Origin of the sequence: Tardiphaga sp. 813_E8_N1_3 (assembly GCF_051811025.1) — a bacterium.
Taxonomy (GTDB): domain Bacteria; phylum Pseudomonadota; class Alphaproteobacteria; order Rhizobiales; family Xanthobacteraceae; genus Tardiphaga.
In genome coordinates this window covers 4,219,367-4,240,511 of the sequence record NZ_JBPWQE010000001.1, presented here as the reverse complement: position 1 = coordinate 4,240,511, position 21,145 = coordinate 4,219,367, and the positions used below count along the sequence as shown (strand labels likewise).

General features: G+C 56.3%; 17 protein-coding genes, 1 tRNA gene and 2 pseudogenes. 10 read left to right on the top strand and 10 right to left on the bottom strand.

Annotation, left to right across the window (positions count from 1 at the left end; translation table 11 throughout):
• Window positions 1-145 precede the first annotated feature (145 nt).
• Window positions 146-1,795 carry a CHASE domain-containing protein gene (locus AB8A33_RS20060; RefSeq protein ID WP_439094330.1) on the top strand — a complete coding sequence of 550 codons (1,650 nt, stop codon included), beginning with the start codon at window positions 146-148 and terminating at the stop codon, window positions 1,793-1,795.
• Between the two features lie 67 nt (window positions 1,796-1,862).
• Here the strand turns inward: AB8A33_RS20060 and rpoH are convergent, their stop codons facing one another.
• Together rpoH and AB8A33_RS20050 are read right to left on the bottom strand one after the other, a co-directional pair.
• Complete coding sequence (gene rpoH / locus AB8A33_RS20055; protein WP_439094329.1) at window positions 1,863-2,762, bottom strand: RNA polymerase sigma factor RpoH; 900 nt, start codon at window positions 2,760-2,762, stop codon at window positions 1,863-1,865.
• A gap of 213 nt (window positions 2,763-2,975) precedes the next feature.
• Window positions 2,976-3,986, bottom strand: coding sequence for an RluA family pseudouridine synthase (locus tag AB8A33_RS20050; protein ID WP_439094328.1), 1,011 nt, complete (start codon window positions 3,984-3,986; stop codon window positions 2,976-2,978).
• 67 nt (window positions 3,987-4,053) lie between these two features.
• Between AB8A33_RS20050 and AB8A33_RS20045 the strand changes: the two genes are divergently transcribed.
• The 7 genes and pseudogenes from AB8A33_RS20045 to AB8A33_RS20015 all read left to right on the top strand — a co-directional run.
• Complete coding sequence (locus tag AB8A33_RS20045; protein WP_439094327.1) at window positions 4,054-4,395, top strand: hypothetical protein; 342 nt, start codon at window positions 4,054-4,056, stop codon at window positions 4,393-4,395.
• A 109-nt stretch (window positions 4,396-4,504) separates the two neighbouring features.
• Window positions 4,505-4,579 (top strand) — tRNA-Glu (locus tag AB8A33_RS20040).
• Window positions 4,580-4,667: 88 nt separating this feature from the next.
• Window positions 4,668-6,509, top strand: a complete 1,842-nt coding sequence (locus AB8A33_RS20035; RefSeq protein WP_439094326.1) for a DUF6538 domain-containing protein — start codon at window positions 4,668-4,670, stop codon at window positions 6,507-6,509.
• Window positions 6,510-6,904: 395 nt separating this feature from the next.
• Window positions 6,905-8,323 (top strand): hypothetical protein, encoded by a 1,419-nt coding sequence (locus tag AB8A33_RS20030; RefSeq protein ID WP_439094325.1) that lies wholly within the window; start codon window positions 6,905-6,907, stop codon window positions 8,321-8,323.
• Window positions 8,324-9,434: 1,111 nt separating this feature from the next.
• Window positions 9,435-9,692 (top strand): DUF7336 domain-containing protein, encoded by a 258-nt coding sequence (locus AB8A33_RS20025; RefSeq protein WP_439094324.1) that lies wholly within the window; start codon window positions 9,435-9,437, stop codon window positions 9,690-9,692.
• 58 nt (window positions 9,693-9,750) lie between these two features.
• Window positions 9,751-9,861, top strand: a pseudogene (locus AB8A33_RS20020) (IS5/IS1182 family transposase); the annotation flags it as partial.
• Window positions 9,862-9,875: 14 nt separating this feature from the next.
• Window positions 9,876-10,019 (top strand): annotated as a pseudogene (locus AB8A33_RS20015) (IS5/IS1182 family transposase); the annotation flags it as partial.
• 1,169 nt (window positions 10,020-11,188) lie between these two features.
• On the opposite strand, the gene AB8A33_RS20010 reads toward AB8A33_RS20015, so the two are convergent.
• From AB8A33_RS20010 to AB8A33_RS19975, 8 genes are all read right to left on the bottom strand, one after another.
• Window positions 11,189-11,800 carry a hypothetical protein gene (locus tag AB8A33_RS20010; protein WP_439094323.1) on the bottom strand — a complete coding sequence of 204 codons (612 nt, stop codon included), beginning with the start codon at window positions 11,798-11,800 and terminating at the stop codon, window positions 11,189-11,191.
• 323 nt (window positions 11,801-12,123) lie between these two features.
• On the bottom strand, window positions 12,124-13,065 hold the full coding sequence (locus AB8A33_RS20005) for a hypothetical protein (RefSeq protein ID WP_439094322.1): 942 nt from the start codon (window positions 13,063-13,065) through the stop codon (window positions 12,124-12,126).
• 453 nt (window positions 13,066-13,518) lie between these two features.
• A complete protein-coding gene (locus AB8A33_RS20000; protein WP_439094321.1) occupies window positions 13,519-14,283 on the bottom strand; it encodes a hypothetical protein in 765 nt (254 codons plus the stop codon).
• Window positions 14,284-14,525: 242 nt separating this feature from the next.
• Entirely contained in the window at window positions 14,526-14,648 is a 123-nt protein-coding gene (locus tag AB8A33_RS19995) for a hypothetical protein (RefSeq protein WP_283804896.1), read from the bottom strand.
• Between the two features lie 11 nt (window positions 14,649-14,659).
• Window positions 14,660-15,331: a recombinase family protein gene (locus tag AB8A33_RS19990; protein ID WP_439094320.1), complete on the bottom strand. Its 672-nt coding sequence runs from the start codon at window positions 15,329-15,331 to the stop codon at window positions 14,660-14,662.
• Between the two features lie 111 nt (window positions 15,332-15,442).
• Entirely contained in the window at window positions 15,443-15,781 is a 339-nt protein-coding gene (locus tag AB8A33_RS19985; protein ID WP_439094319.1) for a GIY-YIG nuclease family protein, read from the bottom strand.
• Window positions 15,778-16,914, bottom strand: a complete 1,137-nt coding sequence (locus AB8A33_RS19980) for a DGQHR domain-containing protein (protein WP_439094318.1) — start codon at window positions 16,912-16,914, stop codon at window positions 15,778-15,780. Before AB8A33_RS19980 ends, AB8A33_RS19985 begins: the two co-directional genes overlap by 4 nt.
• A 156-nt stretch (window positions 16,915-17,070) precedes the next feature.
• Window positions 17,071-18,300 (bottom strand): DNA cytosine methyltransferase, encoded by a 1,230-nt coding sequence (locus tag AB8A33_RS19975; RefSeq protein WP_439094317.1) that lies wholly within the window; start codon window positions 18,298-18,300, stop codon window positions 17,071-17,073.
• A 103-nt stretch (window positions 18,301-18,403) separates the two neighbouring features.
• Between AB8A33_RS19975 and AB8A33_RS19970 the strand changes: the two genes are divergently transcribed.
• Entirely contained in the window at window positions 18,404-19,273 is an 870-nt protein-coding gene (locus tag AB8A33_RS19970) for a type II restriction endonuclease (RefSeq protein WP_439094316.1), read from the top strand.
• Window positions 19,270-20,955 carry a DUF262 domain-containing protein gene (locus tag AB8A33_RS19965; protein WP_439094315.1) on the top strand — a complete coding sequence of 562 codons (1,686 nt, stop codon included), beginning with the start codon at window positions 19,270-19,272 and terminating at the stop codon, window positions 20,953-20,955. The genes AB8A33_RS19970 and AB8A33_RS19965 overlap by 4 nt, the downstream gene beginning before the upstream one ends.
• Window positions 20,956-21,145 lie beyond the last annotated feature (190 nt).

Here is a 21,145-nt window from a genome sequence, read left to right as displayed (position 1 = left end):
CAGTCATTTCGTTAAGCCTGTTTCTCTAGATTTGTCCCGGTCCAGAATTTTTTCCAGAAGGCTGGAACCAATTTCTTCCGGCGTGATTGGCATACTCCTGAGCCGCTGACCCGGCAGCAACGTCTCCTATTTCCCGAGTATCCGTGTGGTCCGGCTTGGCTTCATCATCGCATTACTGGCACTGGTCGGAGCTCTGCTCTCCGGCCTTGCGGCCTATCGCGTGCATGACCAGGAACTGGCGATCGAGAATATCGCGCTGGGCCGGGCCGTGGATATCCATGCCAGTCTGGTGCAGGAGCGTTTGACCGAGCGCGAATTGCTTGCGCGCGTCGCAGCCGGGCTGTTTCGTTCGCCCACGGTGATGAAGGCCAATATGCTGCAGCCGTTGCGGGCCTCGATCTACGCCTTCAAGACCGATTTCGCCATCGCCGGATGGATCGCTCGCCTGCAGCCGAATGAATTGCCGGCCGCCAGCACGGAGCTCGCCAGTGCCGGCTACCGCAATCCCACGATCCGCAACTACAACGATGATCGTCTCGATACCAAAGCGCTGGAGCAGCCGCTGGACGTGCTGATGGATGTCGAGCCGCGCAATTCCGTCACCGAAGGCTTTGTCGGTCGCGTCCTGAATTTCTCCCCCGTTACAGGGCCAACGCTGGCGCGCGCCCTGAACGAAGGCAAGCCGGTCGCCTCCAATCCCACGCCGCTGCAGCAGCCCGATGGACAGCTGGGATTGGTACTGGTGACGCCAGTTCTGTCCGAGGGCAATCCCGCGCCGGCTGGCTTCGTGTCGTTCTCCTATGAACTCGGACCGCTGATGCTGGCCAATGACGAGCTGTCATTGTTCTCGGTGGCGCTGAAAGATCCGCGTGTCGCTGATGGCGAAATCGTCGCCGACGACGACGGCAGGGTAACGGCGCGCCCGTTGGTGGGGAATGGTCCTGCGCTGGCAGTCCTGCGCACGGTTTCGTTCGGCGGGCGTGACTGGTCGCTGGGCTATTATCCGAAGGTCAATACCGAGCTGCGCGCGCAGCGCACTGCGATCATCGTCGGCGGGTTCGGCCTCGCGCTGACGGCCATCGTTTGCGGGCTGTTTGGCTATGTCTCCTACGCCAATCTGCGGCTGCGGCGCGAGGTGGAGATCCGCATCGGCTTCGAACGTCGCCTGACCGCCGTCATCGACGAGCTCAATCATCGCGTGAAGAACATCCTGGCGGTGATCCAGTCCATCGTGACGCGCACGCTGCGTCACGGCTCCGATGTGGACAGCGCGCGCGATCTCCTGATCGGCCGCATTCATGCGATGTCGAATGTGGTCTCGCTGCTGAGTGAGAGCCAGTGGCAGGGCGTGCAGCTCAAGGGCCTGTTCGAGGCGCGTGCGATCCCGCATGCCGACCGTATCGCACTGGAAGGTCCGGACATCGTTGTCAGCGCGCGCGCCGCGCAGAGCCTGTCGCTGCTGTTCTTTGAACTGGCCTCGCATTCCGATGAGGGCCTGTCGCTGGTGGGCAAACATCCGCATATCGTTGCGCATTGGGAGATTACGGGTAGCGAGCCGGATGGACAGTTCAATTTCCGTTGGGAAGAGTTCAACACCAGTCAAGCAACGCGGCGGCCGGACAGCGATTTCGGTCTGGTGCTGCTCGATCGCGTGGCGCCGGAAGCGTTGGGTGGTACGGCGAAGCGCTACTTCACCGATGTGTCCTACGTCTATGAACTGACGGCACCGGTCGAGACGGTGATCGACATGACCGAGCGCGACCGGACAGAAGCGCTGGCGAAGCCGATCAGATAATTGATCCCACAAAAAAAGCCGGCGTTTCCGCCGGCTTTTCCATTTCTTGTACGCTCAACCGCGCTCGTTAGTGCGCGGCTTCCAGAGCCGCAGCTTCCTGCCGGGCGATGGTGCCCTTGACCGCGGTCTGCACCTTTTCAAAAGCGCGGACTTCGATCTGGCGGACACGCTCGCGCGAGACGCCGAACTCGGAGGCGAGATCTTCCAGCGTCATCGGTTCATCGGCGAGGCGGCGTGCCTCAAAGATGCGCCGTTCGCGCGGGTTGAGCACACCGATGGCGCCGCTCAGCGCCTGACGGCGATGATCGAACTCCTCGTGTTCCGCCAGAACGGCTTCCTGGTTGGGCGAGTTATCGACCAACCAGTCCTGCCATTCGCCGGCTTCGCCGTCGTCACGAATCGGTGCGTTGAGCGACGCGTCGCCACCGAGGCGGCGGTTCATGTCGATCACGTCCTGTTCCGTCACGCCGAGACGCGTAGCGATGATCTTGACCTGGTCGGGGCGCAAATCGCCTTCGTCCAGGGCGGAGATCTTGCTCTTCGCCTTGCGCAGGTTGAAGAACAGCTTCTTCTGGTTCGCGGTGGTGCCCATCTTCACGAGCGACCACGAACGCAGGATGTACTCTTGAATCGACGCCTTGATCCACCACATGGCGTAGGTGGCCAGGCGGAAGCCTTTTTCGGGCTCGAAGCGCTTCACAGCCTGCATCAAACCGACGTTGCCTTCCGAGACAACTTCGGAGATCGGCAGACCGTAGCCGCGATAGCCCATGGCAATCTTGGCAACGAGACGCAGATGGCTGGTCACGAGGTGATGTGCCGCGTCGCGATCGTCGTGCTCGCGCCAACGCTTGGCAAACATATATTCCTGCTGAGGTTCCAGCATCGGAAACTTGCGGATCTCGGCGAGGTAATGCGAGAGGCCGGATTCTCCATTGAGAACCGGAAGGGTAGCTGTACGGGCCATTATGATGCCCTCCAGTGGTTCAGACCCCCGATAGCGGCGGGCCAGGCAGCGAGCGCTTTGTTAAAGCCGCCCTGGCTGCGATGTTCCGCGTCTCATTTGACGCAAGTGCAACATACACCCTACTACAAGCGTATTGAAAGTGAATTCCCTGTCACGTTCCCGTGGGGCTCATATAAGCGTTTGAAAAACATTACTTTTTTATATGCATCTGCGTCATTCTGGCACGGCCATATAGGCCCGCAGAATCGCCAAATCGTGAGGAAGCTCGCTGGTCCACTCCAGAATCTCGCCCGTGCGAGGGTGCTCCAGAGCGAGCAAATAGGCGTGAAGCGCCTGCCGGTCGAGCGCTTCCAGCGCCGCGCGGCTCTTTACGCCCAGCGACGACGCCTTGGTCTTGAAGTGCGAGCCATAAACCGAATCCCCCATCAGCGGATGCTGGATATGGGCGAGATGCACGCGGATCTGGTGGGTCCGGCCGGTCTCGAGCTGGCAGGCCAAGAGGGTCGCGATCGGCTTGCCGTGGCGATCGGGGAATTCCTGCAGCACTTCCCAATGGGTGACGGCATCACGGCCGCCTTCGCGGACGGCCATTTTCTCGCGGGCATGGGGATGGCGGTCGATCGGCGCTTCCACCGTGCCGCGCGGCCGGTTCGGAATGCCCCAGGCAAAGGCCATATAGCCGCGCCGCATCTCGTTGGTGCGGCCGTGATCGGCGAATTGCGCGGTCAAAGACTGATGCGCGGCGTCGTTCTTGGCGACCACCATCAGCCCGGTGGTGTCCTTGTCCAGCCGGTGCACGATGCCCGGCCGCTTGACGCCGCCGATCCCCGATAGGCTGGCTCCGCAATGGGCGATCAGCGCATTCACCAGCGTGCCGGTTTCATGGCCGGCGGCGGGGTGCACGACCAGGCCCTTCGGCTTGTTGATGACGATGATGTCCTCGTCCTCGAACACGATATCGAGGGCGATATCCTCGCCTTCAGGCTCCGGCGCGATGGCCGGCGGGACGTCGATTGTGATCGTATCGCCGGCAGCGACATGATAAGCGGGGTCGCGCACGGGGGTGGGGTCCTGTGACGACCGGGTGATCGTCACTTGGCCGGCGAGGATCAGCGCTTTCAGCCGCGACCGCGACAAAGCCGGGCTGCGCACGGCGAGCACGCGATCGAGCCGGGTGGAGCCTTCGTCGCCCTGCACCGTGACATCCAGCCGTTGATCGTTCATTCCGTAAAGCCTTACCTGACAGAAGCGTGTTGCTTCGAGAGCCGTGAATTCAGAGACGAGTGTTTGCATGACCCAGCCCGCCGCCGATAGCGCGCCCGAACCGACCCTTGAACAGGCCGCCACGATCGCGCGCGTCCGCCGCATGATGCTGATCGCGGGCCTGACCACCGCCTTGGGCGTCGGCGCGCTGCTCGTTGTGATCGGCTACCGCCTTTTCCGCACGGATGGAAGCACCGTGACGTCGGCGACGACCGCGACCCTGCCGAAAGGCGCCAAAATCCTCTCCACGGGGGTAGCCGGCGACCGGATCGTGCTGACACTGGACGTCGGTGGCAGCACCGAAATCCGCACTTTCGACGCCAAGAGCCTGAAACCCGCGGGCACGCTGAAATTCGCTAGCGAGCCCTAGATTTCGCCTGCGACCACTGAGTTCGGTTGGGGGACCATAACCATGATGGGGAGCAGGGCCGCCAGCATCTTGCAGCCGCCGCCATTCCCGGCTATCCCCTCCCGCGCACGCTCCGTTCGTCTAACGGTTAGGACATGGCCCTCTCAAGGCTAAAATAAGGGTTCGATTCCCTTACGGAGCGCCATCGCTTTAAGAAGCGTCGAAAACTCAAGAACATAGCGCAATCATTGGCTTTCTCTGCTTTCAGGTGGTAGCAGAAAGTGGTCATTTTGATGCGTGCGTTGATGGGTTTGATCAAAGACAGACACGGCACCTATTACGCTCAGCAGAAGGTGCCAGAGCGCCTCCAAGTGGCCGTTGCGCGTGTGCTGGGTGGTGGCAAACCTAAGCAGGCCTACCTCAAGAAGTCCCTCGGGACCAAAGACCTCCGAGCGGCCAATGTGCGCGCGAAGCCGGTCCAGATGGAGTTCGACAGGGTCCTTCGTGAGGCCGCTGCCTTAGCGGCGCCAAAGGTCAAGCCGCCTGTCCGCAGTAATCTCAATGCGGCTGAAATCGCGCGGATGTCGGAGGCGCTCTATGGCAAGCTTTTGGCTGACGACGAAGCCTTCCGGTTCGGAGGCAGGGCGCGTGTTGCTGAAGCGGCTGATTGGGTACGCCACAACGAAGACCCGAGCTTCCAATTGCCGTATCCGCTCGAAAGCCTCCGTGAACATGGTTGGCAACCGGAGCAGCTTGCGCGCCAGCGAGAGCACATGGTCCATGAGCTGGCGACAATGCGCGAAGCCCTCGCTTTGGGTGACATCGCGGCTGTTGAAGATGACCTTGACCTGTTGTTGGCAGAGTTCGAAATCGAGCTAGACCGCAAAAGCCCGGCCTACCGCGAGCTAGGAATGCACGCCTTGCGGGCCTACGTGAGGGCACTGCAGGCCATAGAGCAGCGCAATGCCGGTGAACCGATCGAGACACCAGCGTTCACCCGAGGTCCCCAGAGCCTCAACACCGTGACAGGCGGCACACTTAAAGATGCATTCTCTGGCTGGGAAAAAGAACGAGCCAAATCAGCAGGCACCGTTCACGAGTATCGCCGTGCAGTTGATATGTTTATTCAGCTTCACGGTGATCTGCTCGTGGCCGACATCAAGAAGAGCCATGCACGGGAGTTTCGCGAAGCACTCCAGCTGGTGCCTATCGCAAGTCTGCGCACTGGTAAATTGAAGGCAGCACCATTACCGGACTTGGCTGAATACGGTCGCAAGCACCCTAACGCTGCCAAGGTTTCCCCACGTACCGTGAATAAGCAGCTTGGCGCGGTGCAAGCGATAGCACGTTGGGCAAACAACAAGGGGCTCGTGCCTGATGACGCTCAATGGACGGACCCATTCGGTGCTCTACGTCTCCCGGAGGACCGCTCTGAGCGCACTTCGTTTGAGACCGCCGAGCTTCAGCTTTTGTTCAACACGCCTGTCTTCACACAGCACAAGTATCCTGTCGGTGCTCATGGAGACGCAGGCTTCTGGTTGCCCATTCTCGCGCTGTTCTCAGGAGCGCGGCAGGCAGAACTAGGGAGTCTAGCCGTAGCGAACGTGCGCGTGGACGCTGAGACTTCAACACCGCTCCTTTATTTCGTGACGGACCGGGCGCGCGGAAAGCGCCTAAAGACCGAAACATCCGAGCGGGTCGTGCCTGTACATCCTAAGGTGCTCGCGCTCGGCTTCATGGATTACGTTGAGCGCAGGCGGCGTGCAGAAGGTCCTGACGCGTGGCTTTTCCCATTGGTTTCGCCGGACAAGGGCAAAGCGGGAGTGCCAGCCTTCTCTAAGTGGTTCGGACGCTATCTCAGAGGGGCTGGTGTCAAAGATCAGGCGAAAGTGTTTCACAGCTTCCGTCATACAGTTAAGGACGCACTGCGGCGCGGCGAGGCTGATCCCGAGGCTCGGGAGGCGCTCGTTGGGCACGCGCAGGATTCGTCCGTTGGCTCGGGATACGGCGCGAACGCTATGCTCTCGCGGTTCGGCGCCAAGGTGTTAGCAGGGGCGATCAATCGCATTTCATATCCGGGTCTCGACCTTTCCAAGGTGCGCCCGTTCGTTGCTTCGGATCGCAAGAAGCGCTGAGCGCCTCTGTCCGCCTTTTGATTTCAGTAAGCGTTGCGTTGCGTAATCAATATCAACCGACCCTGCGGGGTCCACATCACATCGAAGGGGCTGCAAATGAAGTACGCAATGGCACGCGCTGGTATTCGTTTCGGATGGTGGCTGATGAGCTTTGGTGAGCGCGTCATTGGGTGGGGCACAGACCTCACCGATTGGGTTGATAAAAGGGCACAGAACGCAGGCCTAGATCACAGCCAAATGATCACCCCAGTCGTAGATGCAGTGTACGGGCCAGCGCGCTGACGCAAGACAAACAAGGGCAGAGAGACACAAGGACGCTTGGTTTTCTATTTCTTAGTGGCCCCTGTGCCTCTCTGTGCACCCGCTTATGTGAACGGTGAGATGGAATTTACTTCGTGAATGACGACACGTTCGATGACGACAGCGTCGCTGATGCGACCTTTGAGGCAGCAGAGCTGACCTCCGGCGATAAAGATGAACTCAATAATGCTCCTCAAGCCAGCTTAAGCGGGCGCGCCGAGACCGATGCAGCGCAGGCGCTCGTTACCCATCTAGCGGACAAGTACCCCCGGCATACTGGAGAAGCCAAGACGGCGAAGGGCTACCCGCAGATCAAGCGCAAATCGGGGTTTGAGACCGCTATCGCCGCCTTCCTTGCTGAGCTGCTACAGGCCTACGGCGATGACATCCGGGGAGGCTGGATCAGGTGCTCTCTTAAGAAGGCTGAATTCACCGGCAAGCCTGTGACGCAGCGGCAATTTCAAAATGTCCGTGATACGTGGCTCGCTGCGGGGCTCGTGGAAACTGTTAAGGGCTATCCCGGCAAGCTCGCTTTCGGCAATCCCGGCCCCTCACACGGCAGGATGACCAGATATAAAGCGACAGTGCGGCTCATTGACCTCTGCGCATGTCATGGTGTGACACCGGACAATGTCACTGCGCACTTCCATGTCGATTATCAGATGCCTTCAGAATTGGTGCAACTGACGTCGCCGTTCGAGCCAACACCCAAGAATGCCAAAGCCAATAAGCTCCGAGAGGAGGTGGCTGAATTGAACGCCTTCATTGCGCAACACCCAATTTCACACCCAACCATCAGGCATATCGGTTGGGTACGGAAGTTTCATCTCAGCAATCACCCGGACTTCAAGTGGAACAAAGGGGGCCGGTTGTACGCTCAGCCCACGGCGAGGAAGGTCAACTATCAGAGCGTTCCTGAGGCAACGCGGCTTGACATGCGCATTGACGGAGCACGTGTGGCCGAGATTGACCTCGGGTCTTCGTATCTCAGCATCTTTTATGCTTGGAACGATCAGCAGCTCGATTTGGACGATGATGCTTACGCCGACATCCTCGGTCCGACGAAGTTGGATAGGGACGTTGCAAAGTTTTGGATCAATGCCTCGTTCGGCAACAGCGGCCTAATCAAGAAATGGTCAAAGAACCTAAAGCAGCAGCTGGAAAATAAGCTCGTTGAGGGGCCAGTCGCGTTGCCGTTCGATCCTCAAGCCTACCCGCTGAAGGTTGTCCGGGAGAAGGTCCTGAAGCGACACCCATTGCTCGAACGCTGGGGTGGCCCGATCAGAGGCCGGGTGCGTGACTACGGGGACCTTATGTTCGCCGAAAGCGAGATCATCATCGGCTCTATGCAGGCGCTGATGCGTGAGCATGGTGTTCCAAGTCTGCCGGTCCACGATAGTCTGATCGTTCCAAGGACCAAGGTGAAACTGGCCATGAACGTGCTCACTGAGCAGTACCGCCGGACGACTGGAATGCTGCCAAGGTTGGACGTGAGCGATCCTTGGGATTTCTAATAATGTCACCGGCGCTAGGGTTAGCTATGGGGTACTTAGGGGACCATAGGGAATAGGGGTATAATATTCATGGTATATACCCCTCTCCATCACTGCGTATTACCACGGCCATAACGTGGAACGAATGTTTGGGCTCAAAAAAGTTTATGAGCGGGCGGTGTAATTGTCTGTGGTGCCGGTCCGCAGGCTGGGAAGTCCCACAGTCGCCCAGAGGAGCCCGTAGACTCATTTGATCCTTCAGGATCACCGAAGGGACTCGCCGCTTCCAAAGCTCGCCAGTGGACTCCGTAGGCTTTTGGTGCCCCTCAATGGCGTATCTCACGAGGGACCAGCGGTTTTCGCGGGGACGCCCAAGCCGTCCTTGGCTCTTTCGGCTTGCATGGCTCTAGCCATACGTTCCCCACGAGCCCGAGCGCCCATTTTGAACGCCTGAAACATGTCCCTGATCACTTCCCTTCCTTTCGGTGTTAGCGCGACGTGCTTTTGGCGACGATCACCAAGAGGTCCTTGAACGAACCGAACCAAGCCAAGACCGCCCCCGTGAGCCCCTAAGGCCTTTAGGTGGCGTGTCGTCACGGACGGGTTCACGTGTGTCCGAGCGGCGATATCGGTACCCGTAAGACCATCTTCAATTGCTATCCGAAGAAATACCTTTGCGAGGAGCGCGGTCATCGTCGGGTGGAGTTCTGTAAGAACCTCCAACATGTAGAAAACCCGACCGCAGGCCGTGCGGTCTTGTGGGGATAGTGACGAAGTTCTTGCTGAGCGGTCCACGTGGTTCTCCAAGGGCAATAAAGAACCTCAGTGAAACACGTGGAACGGCGGTTAGACCCAATGCAACACAATCGGTCAGCATCTTTCACAAGAATATTGGCGTCTATAGCGGACTAGTGAGCCGCGTAGCCGCTGTTGGCGTTGTCCCGTCTAGAGCTGCGATAACGGCCCGAGTGACCTCTGCGTGCAACCTTTGAGCGCCCCAGAGGAGCTTGCAGATTCATTTGAGCGCAGCGGGATTCCTAGGCTGTGAACCCATAAACAGGGATGGCGGCTAGGCGTGCTGGTCGGCGCCGTTATCGTTGCCGTTAGCGAGGGCCTAGGATAGATAGGTGCCATGACGGTCGTTTATGATCTTTGGTTCGAGCGCGAGTATCCGGATCGTGAGGATACAGAGCTGCACATTGGTATCTACCCGACCAATGCCGATGCGGCGGAAGCAATAGCTCGTTTGCGCGATCAACCAGGATTTCGAGACTTTCCCGACGGGTTCAATATCTATCCTGTCACACTCGGAGTGACCGGGTGGCAGGGAGGATTTGTGACCGAGTTTGTTCCGGCAAAAGAGCTCGATGCGACCGATCGCCCAGCATAATCGCCCATCTGACGACTGGCGGCTTTCATATCGCGACGGGTTCTGATTCAGCATCGGCATGAGCCGATATGATCTGACCGACTTCGAGTGGCGCGTGATCGAACCGCTGCTGCCCAACAAGCCGCGAGGCGTGCCGCGCGTCGATGATCGCCGTGTGCTGAATGGCATCTTCGTGCTGCGGTCAACCTGATCGAGCGGTTCTTCTCGAAGCTCAAGCACTTCCGCCGTGTCGCCACCCGCTATGACAAGCTGGCCGCAAACTTCCTTGCCATGGTCCAGCTCGCCTCAATGCGCCTATGGCTCCGTGCTTATGAGTCTACGGCCTAAGACCTTCCGTGTTGCATGTGGCCAACGTGGCTGGCGACCAGTGAATCGCTAGGCCTCTGAACGCTCTTACGTCGCCCCCTGTGCCGCTTCCGAAGGGGATGGAATAGACGCAACGTGTCAGCCATTTCGCGAGCCATCGCCGCTCCCCGATCCGTAAGCACCACTCTGCGCTCCCGGCGATCACCGTGCACTCTCTGGGAAAGCGCGACGAACCCTAGCCCGTTTGTACCAAGCCTGCCTTTGAGGCCCAGCAAGCTTACATGGCGGGACATAACGCCGGGATCAGTGTCGCACTTAGCGGCCAGCTCCCCAACAGTGCAGCCCTCGGAGAGGCTAATTTGTACAAATGTCCTGACCAGCTGTATCGGGGATGTCGGATGACAGGAAACCCAAGGCGCCAAGGTTGCTTTCAGCGCTAGTACGTAGGAGCGCATCTCCGGTGTTACAGGTCCGAGGTGCTCTCGTTGCTCGGGTGCGTCTTCCATAATTCCTCCTCATGCTGAACGAGGAACAGAAGCACAGCTATACTTCGAGGCGGCCCTAAGCGCGCCAATTGGCAGATATCTTCAACAGAATTTAGAAGTCTGTTCGGGTCCTATCCATTCTGGTGGCCGCCTGTTGTACAAGCAGACGCCCTCTTCAGCGCCGCTGGAAGCCCAGTTAGAAACACAGGCTGACCGTGGACCATGAGAACAGCAGGCATGGTACCTGCGGGGCGGAATTGAGGGCGTGGTCGTAAAATCATGTAGGCTTTCCTGCATGCCGACACAAAGCCGCTCACATATCGGAACAACCACGCAACGTAAAAGCCGGGCAGCCAGAACTGATGCCACGCGGCCAACCAACTGCGACGATCTGTGACAAATCCTCGGACTAAGAGCCCGGCGTAGAGCAACGCAAAGGACAGTCCTAAGAATCCGCCGAAGCGTGAATCTACGTAAGGTGCTAGGGAAGGGCCTCCTAACGAGTGCCAGTATTCGGTGTAGTAGTCTTCTATCCAGCGTGTAAAATTCACGGTGTGAACCTGTCTGCGCCTGTCATAAGAACGGTTTCTTTAGTTGGAAGTCGGAGGTGGGGCGAGAGAGCGAAATGGGCGGATCAAGCCGCCTAGCGCTTTACTGCGGAAGCTTTGGTGTCCATCGAGGGACGTGCTTCAGCGCCGTTTTCTCTTATTCGGTGACTAGGCCTGCCTGCATTGTGCTTTGAGCGTCGGTTGGCAACGTCGGGACAGATAGCTCTTCGTCAGGTGGCTCGGGCTCACGGAGGCCTTGGATGTCCAAGGTGTCCTCTAGCGAGTGGTAGCGATTACGAAGGCGATAGGCACGCCGCCATAGCCATTTGGGCACAGGCTCATCACGAGCAGCCCGGGGCATCTCAAGGCGATCCGATTGCCGATCACGATAGAGCCGCGCGATGACGTCCACGTCGCTTCGTATCTCTGGTGTGTGGTCTGGGTTGTCAATGTCGTCCCACTCGTAGCGCTTGGGCACAGGGCGGTTGAATGGAGGCATCTTGAAGCCGGGGGCTCGCAGGATGGCGAGGAGGGCCTTTGCGTGAGGGGTCGTGGGGCCGAAGGTCATAGCGAGCTGATAGGAGACCTTGGTTGGATAGGTTCTGCCTGGGGCTAGGTAGATATCACGCGCGCACTCTGCGAGTTCGGCGGGGGTCCACTTGGCCTTGATGAAGCGGCCTAAGTTTTGTCGTTGGTCGATGGAGCTGAGATAGCGGCGGATATCGTTGAAGTCTGGTGGCAGGGTCTTCGGTGATGGTCGTGGGTTCATGTTTCCGTTGCTGGTTGATAGTCCGTGGTGGGTGGGAGTTACGAAGGCGCCCCCTCTTCCTCTATAGGTCAGGGTGTTTGGTCGGTAAGTATTTGATGCGTCAGCACTTGTACGTGAGCAGGACGTTTTCTGCTTCCCCAAAGGTGGGCCAGCGCCCAGTGCAGTTGTCGCCCGGGCGGCGGCTGCGGCTTTACTCCCAATGCTTTGAAGTTGGGATGCCGACGTGAGGCCAAAAGGGTCCCGTGGGGCGATATGGGACCCAAGAAAACCCGCAAGTGCCAGTGACTTTCTCTCACTCCTGACACGCTGGCGGAATGCCGTGTTCAATCGCGATTTGGGTAATCGCCAAATCTACGCAAAATCGTTATCGAACCGCCGCCGCCGTCTCGTTGAAACGCCTGACATTCAAATTTTGATCCGGTCAGGTGGACTGCTGCGGTTTCCTGGGAGCTTGGCTTCAGAGCCTCCCGTATGCATTTCACAGTGCCGTCCTTAAGGTTCTCGGGGGACGCACCCGTCACATACTGGCTCGCCTCAACCACCAGCGCCAACGTGGGCTTGGTCGGAAGCGCGCCATCCCAAGAAACAAACAAGTCGGGGTCGCGCAATGAACACCCGATTGACATCTCGCTGGCCGCAGCGTGCGTGATCATCACTACTGAGTTGGTCTGACGCTTGATGGTGCCGCCTACAACCGAGATGACACCGTTAGCAACCTTTAGGCATCGTGCCATCCGATCCGCATCACTCAAGGAGCGTGCAGGCCTCTCGTAAGGATGGGCGGCGTCAGACACTAGGACAGCACGAACCCATATGTTGTCGATGAGTTCGCCTAGCTCAATCGGCGGACGTACCTTGACTAGAGTGTAATCAAGAACGTCATCCATGTGCCAGATGTGCCGGTCGGCGGCCTTGGCCTCCTTGACCTTTGACAAGGGACCGATGAGCATTCGCACTGATGCTTCGGAGCACGGGCGCTCTTTGCTGAAGGATACCTCCTCGCTTGTGACGAACGAAGCGTCCGTTGCTTTCGCTTCCGTGTCGCTTAGAGACCAAGGTTTGCGCAGGTCGTTGGCGGATACCCCCGCATCCGAAAATGCAGTCATCGGCGGCAAGATTAGCTTTTGGCCGGAACGCAATCGGGCGTCTGTTGTGATGCAAATCTTTGCACGGCCAGTAGGTACAGAAGGCGCCACATATTGAGCGGTCGCGGGGAACGACAGCACAGCGCAAATCAGCACGGCTGCTAGTGAGTAGGACTTCACGCGAATCTCCAAGGTTTACGTACAGGAGAAGAATGATTCTTCTGCATACCTCAAGATCCACAGTGCGCAGTGCAGCTATCACCCGGGCGGCGGCTGCGGCTTTACTCCGAAGTTTTTGAAGCAGGGTGGCCAACTGAGACCAAAAGGGCCCCATGGACCCATATGGGACCCAAAATAGTCGCGATTGACCCGAAGATTATAACGGTTTCCGCGTGGAAGCGTGCACGCCGAAGGGTTTATGTGATGTCACGGAAACCAGACTACGGCGAAGCCATCATGTGGTTGATTATCAATGAGCGTCTAGACTGGATGAACGATGCAAAGCCTACGTTCCCAGACACAGTGTGGATGACCTCCGAGCTGTTCGGGGTGCCCCTCTTGCAAATCTTGCGAGATATTCGAGCCACCCTTGATAGCGCAGGGAAGAATTAGCAATGGCGAGTTATGGGTGTTTCATCGTTGAACTGCGCATTCATATTCTCGTTGCGCGGGTGACACATCGTCTAACGAAAAGCACTCAGAATTGCCGCACATTTGCACTGGTATTTTGCAAGACTTTCTAGCTGGATCAATTTTTGTAAGCGCTTCTGCATAATCCGCGACCGCTTGCTGTCGCAGCTGGGCAATAACTCGTTCAATCAACTCGCGTGTCTTAGATGATAACTCTATGCTTTGTTGAAGTTGTTGCGCGGCAGTGAAATCACTCACTAGAGCGGCGCGTGCAATTGCTTCTTTAGAGCCGCATTGCTTCCTGGCCGAGGCCTCAAAATCAGCGGGCTTAAGACGTTTCCTCAACGTACTCTGAGCTTCGACGGCGGCGCATTCCCGATATCTTTCTAGTACGCATGTCTCGCCGCTGCAGAATGATACTTTTTTGCTTGCGTAGCGCTCTTCGGCCCTTTGCTCCATTGGTCCGATGAAGGAAGGCGCCAAAATTCGCCCGTCAAGACCTTCAAGGCCCGGAGGTGGATTTTTAGAAAGCGCATTTTCCACCGCCCGCATTTCAGCGGAGCAACCTGCTTCAAGAAAATAGAGTAACTCGGTCCGCAACCGGTGTCGCTCAACAACTTCGAGCATGTCTCCGAAGCACTTCGCGAGGCGAAGCCTTTCAGGCCGGGCATATTGACTGTAGTCAATCTTAGAATAGTCAATTTCTGCGGCCGACAATGCCGAACACCAGAGTAACCCGAGACAAAAAAGAGCGCGGATATTCAGCATATGCGCCTTCCTCTAAAACTTGCCGCCCGTGCAAGTAGTTGCGTAATCGCCAATCTTTTGAGCATGGAACAGAAAATTACTCAAAGGTTCAAGATAGGCCCAAGGGGTTCTCCGCAACGCGGTGCAGTTGTCACCCGGGCGGCGGCTGCGGCTTTACTCCGAGTTCTTTGAAGTCGGGTCGCCGATGCGATCCAAAAAGGGTCCCATGGGCCGATATGGGACCCAAACTAAATTGGCATGGCCTAGCTGCCGTGCGACACCAGCCAAAAGGCAATTCCGCCAAGCACAATGGCTACGCCGGTTGCCTCAAGTGCCACCGCGATGACCGCTACGCCACCGATCAGTCCGCCCGTGATTGTCAGCATCGTAGCCCCCCCTAGGCCCGCTCAAGTACGTTGCTCACCGACTTCGCGTGCCATTGGCCGCCACGAGCCGTTGCGACGCCACGGGCGTTGAGAGCTGCTGCGATGTCCCTAAGCGTTGCCGCTCCCGCCTTCTGTGCTTCTCGGATGATAGGGATCACGTTGGCCGCAAATCTATCTGCCTCGCTGTTGACGGCTTCCACGGCACTCTTGCGGGCTACGTGGAGCTTTGGGTTACCCAAGGTCACACCCCGGGCTTTAGCGGCAGCAAGGGCTTGCCGGGTGCGTGTTGAGATGAGGGCACGTTCTTTTTCCGCGAGGGCGGCATAGAGGTGAAGCACGAAAGGGTCCACGTCGGGGCCAAGCTCTGCGACCAGGAAAGGCACCTTGTGGGCCATAAGGCCGCTTACGAAGTGAACGTCGCGGCTCAAACGGTCCAGCTTCGCCACGGCCACGTGACACCTGAGCTTCTTAGCGGCAGCTAGGGCGGCTTTGAGTTGCGGGCGGCGGTCCAGCGCGTCCGATCCTTTGCCAGTCTCCACCTCGACGAACTCCCGGGCCACCGTGAGACCCTCGGAGTGCGCAAAGTGAGCAAGGGTTTGCCGCTGAGCCTCAATGCCCAGACCGGAGCGCCCTTGCTGAGAAGTGGAGACGCGGACGTAGGTGATAACGGGACGGTCGGACACAGCGGGAGCCTCCAAAGGCGTTCTGTGTAAAATCTATACGTCCGTTTAGGATTGACACAACGTACACTTTGGAATCGAAGGGATTCCATTTTGCATAGCTGAACGCACCGGTTAGATCGGTCCACCCGCGCGGTTGAGAGGTGGCAAGCTTCCATCTCTCAAACGGATTGATTCCAGCCAACCTCGCTCTAGCGCATTAAGAGAGACGGTAGGTTCAGCTCGCCACCAAGCCCGCGACACTCGCCCGTAATTCGTCAATGCTTCCTTTTTCGCACTATTGAAATGTTGAATGAGGCGTTGTTGAACCGATATAGCCTGCCCTGCATATAGAATGTCTCCGGCTGCGTTCGTTAAGCAGTAACAGCCGCTACAGTCAGCTAATCGATTTAGTGCGTATAGTTCAAACGGAGCGCTGTGCTCCGCCGCTGGATGAATATCGATGACGTTCACATCGAGAAACCGTCACTACCGGGTTGGCTATGCATTGCTGTGGAGAGGGCTGTTGCATACTTGCGGATTGCCGCTTGGTTTAGTCCAGATGCCGTGCTGCCTCGTTTCCAAAAAGCTGGCGTCGAAACACCGATATATTCCACTGGTAGGTTCTCAAAAGCTTGCTTCAGCAACTTTGACACCGTTTCAGTCTTGAAGTCCTTCAGATTAGCAAGGTGTAGGAAGATTGCCGGGCTGGCAGAATGAAACATGTGAAGGCCGTTAGTCTTGAAGATAACTGAAGTTTCATCGTCAGATTCGACGAGCAACCCGCTAATGGCACGCCAGTAGTTAGCTAGTACTTTCTTCTGCCTATCAGCTGTCCATTGTTCACCTGAAACCGGGTTTGATGGGGTCAAAACGTACTTCTTGAGCGATGTTACAAAGCTCTTCTGATTGATTGTTGCATCGCCCGCGGTGTCATCATCGTTCGCCATCCGAATTTTGCCGAACCACGGAGACTCTTTTTCCGCGTTGAGAAACTGCACAATTTGTAAAGCCCTCGCATCCTCCCCCTTGTCTACTTGTCGCTGTATCCATTTTGGAAGCACAGGGGTCTTCTGAAACTCAATTAAGTCGGTCAGACGAGCCACAATTTGTTGTTCAATGGCTCTGTCGACTGAGCGTTGCGTTGTGTTGACGATCAGAAAATGTGCCATTTGACTAATAGGGTCGAGATTCACCGCAATGTTCACGGGAATTTCGAACTCGTCCAAAGACGGGTCTTTTTCCGCGGCTAACACAAGTCCCCGAATACGGTGCTGGCCGTCGACAACATTGAAAGGTCCTACCTTCTCCGAATCAATACGGACTGAATTACTTTCGGCTTCAAATGGGAGAAGTTTGTCGGTCGCAAGAAAAATAGAAGTGGGCAGGAAGGCCTCTAACGCCTTGTGCCCATCGAGAAGGTAGTCAGCCAAGCGTTTTGCCCGAGCTTCATTTAATATGCGTTGGTAGCCTGTACCCTCATCAGAATCGAGCGTGTCGATTTTATAGAAATTGGGCTGCCGAAGATCCCGTACCTTTAGCGACGTGGCGTATAACACCAGATTTCCTTGTCTGATGCGCGCCGCCGGTCGTTCAAGTTCTGCCATGAGCCTATCCAGTTTTAGGTTGGGACTGGATGAGACTACAACCTACGAATTTGGTTGTCGTCAAGGTCATGGAGAGGCGTCACTTCAGTCTAACCGTTGGCGTTGACTATCGGTCGCGGGGAAATATCCAGCCGCTCGACTATTTCGAAAGAGGCATCACGCAGCGACTGTAAGCCTCATCCGCGCAGCGTTGCCTAATCCCTCACCTGGATGGTCCGAGTGATTTCCAATGAGTTCTCTAAATTTCTTCGGCAACGGAGCTAATTTTTGTGGCGGGGGAGCAGGCCCACGTCGCACCGGCATAAGCAGTAGATCGGAGGTTTGCCGACGTCGTCCCAGCAATTGACGACGGATTTCTCGGGCCAATATCTCTGCCATTAGCGAAGGCACCGCGTTGCCGAGAAGGCGCTGAATTTCATTCCGGCTGAAAGGGAGCACTAGGCCTTCTGGAAAAGTCTGAAGACGAGACAGCTCAACAGCGGAAAACTTGCGATTTGCCCAATGGAAGGGCCCAGTTGCAGATCCAGGTTGAGCTTGGATGGTCCAAGAAGGGCGGTCCTTCGCAATCTTCAAGAGAAAATTCCAATACCGGGTTCGCCAACCGAATAACGCAGATCCACCCCCGCGCTTGGTGTGCCACAGATAGTTTTCACCTTCAGGAATGGTCGGTAATAGGTCAGCCCATTTTCCCGACATTTTCAGCGACGGATCGTTCATAAGTGACGGCAAATCGCCCAAAGCGTCCCAAGTGGTTCGAAAAGGCTGAAGCTCGCTTTCGGTGTTTTCACTCAATGCCCCATGTGTTGGAGCAGGGAAGCTAAACGGTGTGCCGTCGCGTGATCCTACAATAAAAACGCGCTGCCGAAGCTGAGGAACGCCGTAGTCGGCAGCATTCAGTACAGCGACCGCTGGTCTGTAAGACGTCTTACAGCGCCGATTGACAGCCTCGATGCCGCGAAGAATTTGCTCTAGCCCTTCGTCTTTTCCCCGGAAGGCGAGTCCGTGCACGTTCTCAAGGAGAAAAGCCCGCGGTTGAGCCTTCTCAAGGATGTGGAGATATGCCTCAAGCGTTGTCGCTCGAGGGTCATCCAGCCGTTTGGCGTCCCCTCGGACCCAATAACCGGATTTCGAAAAAGGCTGACATGGGGGACCTCCGATGAGGACATCCGCTTCGCCCCGCGATAGCTGGCCGGCACTCAGAATCTGACCCGCAGTGAGCCTGTGGATATCTTCGCCTAAGATTGGCCAGCGCCGGTTTGCCGCAAGTGCGCGGCACGCTGTTGGGTCCATTTCGACTGCGACGGCTGTCTCAAACCCTGCCGCTTCAAAGCCAAAGTCTAGGCCTCCGACGCCTGTGTAAAGGCTGATTGCCTTGAGTCGAGTCACCGAATCACTCCAGAAAGGATAATAGCCGGCAGAAGACAACCTCTCCGCGCGCGCTTCGCATGTTGATAATCATGATTTGCTTGATTTTGGGAAGGTGCAAGAGGTGTCGGATCACAAGAAGATTGTTCCTGAGGCGACCTACCCCGCGGGTCCCCTAGAGTGGCTGCGTGCGACGCTTTCCGATTACGTCTTAGAACCCGTGGCAATTTACCGATCCGGCGCGGTGCAGAAGTTTCCGATCCGCGCGAAGTCTGAGGCTGAGCTGCAAGCCAAGCTGCAATCTGGTGGCCATTTTCTACCATTGCCAAAAGAGCCCGCGGCATTGGCGAACGTCCTTGAAGTTGCGATTGTCGATTTTTTAATCCGAAGTATCTCTTCTCTTGAGCACGCGACGATCCAACGGGGTACCGAGCGCGGTTATCCAGATATGGAGATTGGGGGAAGCGCCTTTGGCGGCGGATTTCATGCAATTGATGTAAAAGTGGCGAGGCGGGCTAAGTCTGGCAATCAGACCGATAGCCGCATCACTCTTTACACTGGCAACACATACTTTCGATATCCGCAGCTCAAGTGGCCGGGCACCTTTCGTCCCTTTGATCAATACGCTTCTCACTTGGATGTCCTTGCTATCTACACTCTCAATGAGAGTAAGAACGGCCGCGTAGATGATCTTGAACTAATCGTGCAGGAACCGTGGCGTATCGCATCCAAGCAGCGCTCCTCGACAACTCGTGAATATCTTGGTGCTGTTACTCGTCTGCAAGATTTGCGAGACGGCAGAGGTGAGTTTTCTAATCAAGCTGAGTTTTACACCTTCTGGCGAAAATTTCCGTTCAAGATAGGTCGGGTAGTTCAGCAGCAGCTCGACAAGGCGCTTCTCGCGGCTCATGCCGCTAGTGTTCCAGGAGCTTCACAGGTGCAAGAACAACAAAAGAATAAAAGAGCGCTCGCAAAGTCGAAGGGCAACGAATGAACATTAAGCCATACGACAGCAAAATTGGAACACTCTTCAGTTCCGCTTTTTATAAAATCCCTCGCTTTCAACGACCATATTCTTGGGACAAGGGTAATGTCGAGGATTTCTGGAGCGACGTGATCACTTCAGAGAAGGCCGATCATTTCATCGGCTCGATGGTCGTCTATTCGGGCCAGAACCAAGAGAAGTTTGTGGTAGACGGTCAACAACGTCTTACTACAATCGTAATATTCATGGCTGCGCTACGTGACACCCTTGAAGAGGAAGGTGAAGCTCAGCTGGCCAAGGGTGTACAGGGCATTATCGAGAGACAAGATATAACTGCCGAAATGCGATATGTGCTGCGAAGCGAGACTTCGTACCCCTATTTTCAAGAGCACGTCCTCAAGTTTGGTTCTGCAGAAATTGACGACAAGCCGTCCGATGAGGAGCGGGGAATACAAAGCGCTTATGATTTCGCTAAAGCAGGGTTTGCCTCGAGGGTCGAGGAAATTCGAGCTGGGAACGGCTCGAAGGCGACCAAAACGGGAGCAGTTCGAAAGGCGTTAGAGAAGTATCGTAACTTCCTACTGGATTTGGACGTTATTATCATTGAACTCGATACAGAGGACGCCGCTTATATTGTCTTTGAGACGCTCAACACCCGCGGCCGAGACCTGGAGCCGAAGGATCTTATTAAAAACCTGCTTACAAAGCTTCTGCCTAAGAAATCTGAAGTCGATCAGACAAGGCATAAGTGGGACGTCATGCTGAAGTCTCTCTCGGAATCCGCCGCTGATCTCGACACTTCCACTTACCTGCATCATCACTGGCTTTCGAAATTTGATTATACGCCGGCGCGGACTCTGTTTAAGGCGGTGAAAGCCCATGTGAAGAAGGCAAACGCTGCCGATTACCTGAATGACCTTACTGGCGATGTAAACGCTTATCGGCGCATATTTGAGCCGGAAAACTTCAATTGGACAAAGGAGCGCGACCCAATCCGCCGCTCTTTGCTCGCGCTAAAAATATTCAAGGTTCGGCAACCAACGCCTATGGTCCTTTCAATATTACGAGCGCTTAATTCCAAGAAAATCTCGTTTAAGCAGGCACGTGATACGATTGCGGCGATTGAAAAGTTTCATTTCATGTACACGGCTATAGCCGGACAGTCATCGTCGGGTGGTGTGTCAAAAATGTACGCTGCGGCAGCGCGAGACTTAACCATTGAAACAAACGAGCAGCGCCGCGCCAAACATTTGCAGGACTTTAGAACGAAGCTTCGTGACAAGCTGCCGGAGAAGAGCGCTTTCTTGGCTGGTTTGCGCGAACTGAGATTTTCGGCATCCGACACACGGGATCGACCGCTTGTTCGCTACGTTCTGGAGCAAGTTGACGCTTCACTTCGAAAGGATGCCGCCGCAGATTATTCCAAAATGACGATTGAGCATATTGCGCCTCAAAATCCTTCTGACAGCAACAAGCCGAATTCGCTCTACGCTGCAGTCGGAAACTTGATCCTGGTTTCAGACGGCTTGAATGGAAAACTCAAGAACAAGGTATTTGCAGAAAAGAAAAAAATTCTCGTCCACTCGAAACTTCCGATGGACGCAGTGCTGACCAAAGCTGCCGTTATCTGGGGGAACGCTCAGATCACGGAACGGTCCGAGGCGATGGCGACGCTTTTGCATTCGTCGTGACCTTGCTGGGCGGCCCTGATGTGTCGGAGCTAAATTGCGCTTTTGCACGGTGCGTCCAACCGGTTATGTCCGAGCGCCAATAATGACCATATAAGTCAGCGTTGGTGGCCACTTGTTCGGTCGTATCAGTTGGTGGTAGCAATGGCTCCGCAGACAAGTTGATTTGCCTATGTTTTAATTGAGTTTTTTA

Bases quoted from the DNA above. Each gene is read 5' to 3' on its own strand.
- rpoH (WP_439094329.1), bottom strand. From the start codon at position 2,762: ATGGCCCGTACAGCTACCCTTCCGGTTCTCAATGGAGAATCCGGCCTC.
- AB8A33_RS20050 (WP_439094328.1), bottom strand. From the start codon at position 3,986: ATGAACGATCAACGGCTGGATGTCACGGTGCAGGGCGACGAAGGCTCC.
- AB8A33_RS20045 (WP_439094327.1), top strand. From the start codon at position 4,054: ATGACCCAGCCCGCCGCCGATAGCGCGCCCGAACCGACCCTTGAACAG.
- AB8A33_RS20035 (WP_439094326.1), top strand. From the start codon at position 4,668: ATGCGTGCGTTGATGGGTTTGATCAAAGACAGACACGGCACCTATTAC.
- AB8A33_RS20025 (WP_439094324.1), top strand. From the start codon at position 9,435: ATGACGGTCGTTTATGATCTTTGGTTCGAGCGCGAGTATCCGGATCGT.
- AB8A33_RS20010 (WP_439094323.1), bottom strand. From the start codon at position 11,800: ATGAACCCACGACCATCACCGAAGACCCTGCCACCAGACTTCAACGAT.
- AB8A33_RS20000 (WP_439094321.1), bottom strand. From the start codon at position 14,283: ATGCTGAATATCCGCGCTCTTTTTTGTCTCGGGTTACTCTGGTGTTCG.
- AB8A33_RS19995 (WP_283804896.1), bottom strand. From the start codon at position 14,648: ATGCTGACAATCACGGGCGGACTGATCGGTGGCGTAGCGGTCATCGCG.
- AB8A33_RS19980 (WP_439094318.1), bottom strand. From the start codon at position 16,914: ATGGCAGAACTTGAACGACCGGCGGCGCGCATCAGACAAGGAAATCTG.
- AB8A33_RS19965 (WP_439094315.1), top strand. From the start codon at position 19,270: ATGAACATTAAGCCATACGACAGCAAAATTGGAACACTCTTCAGTTCC.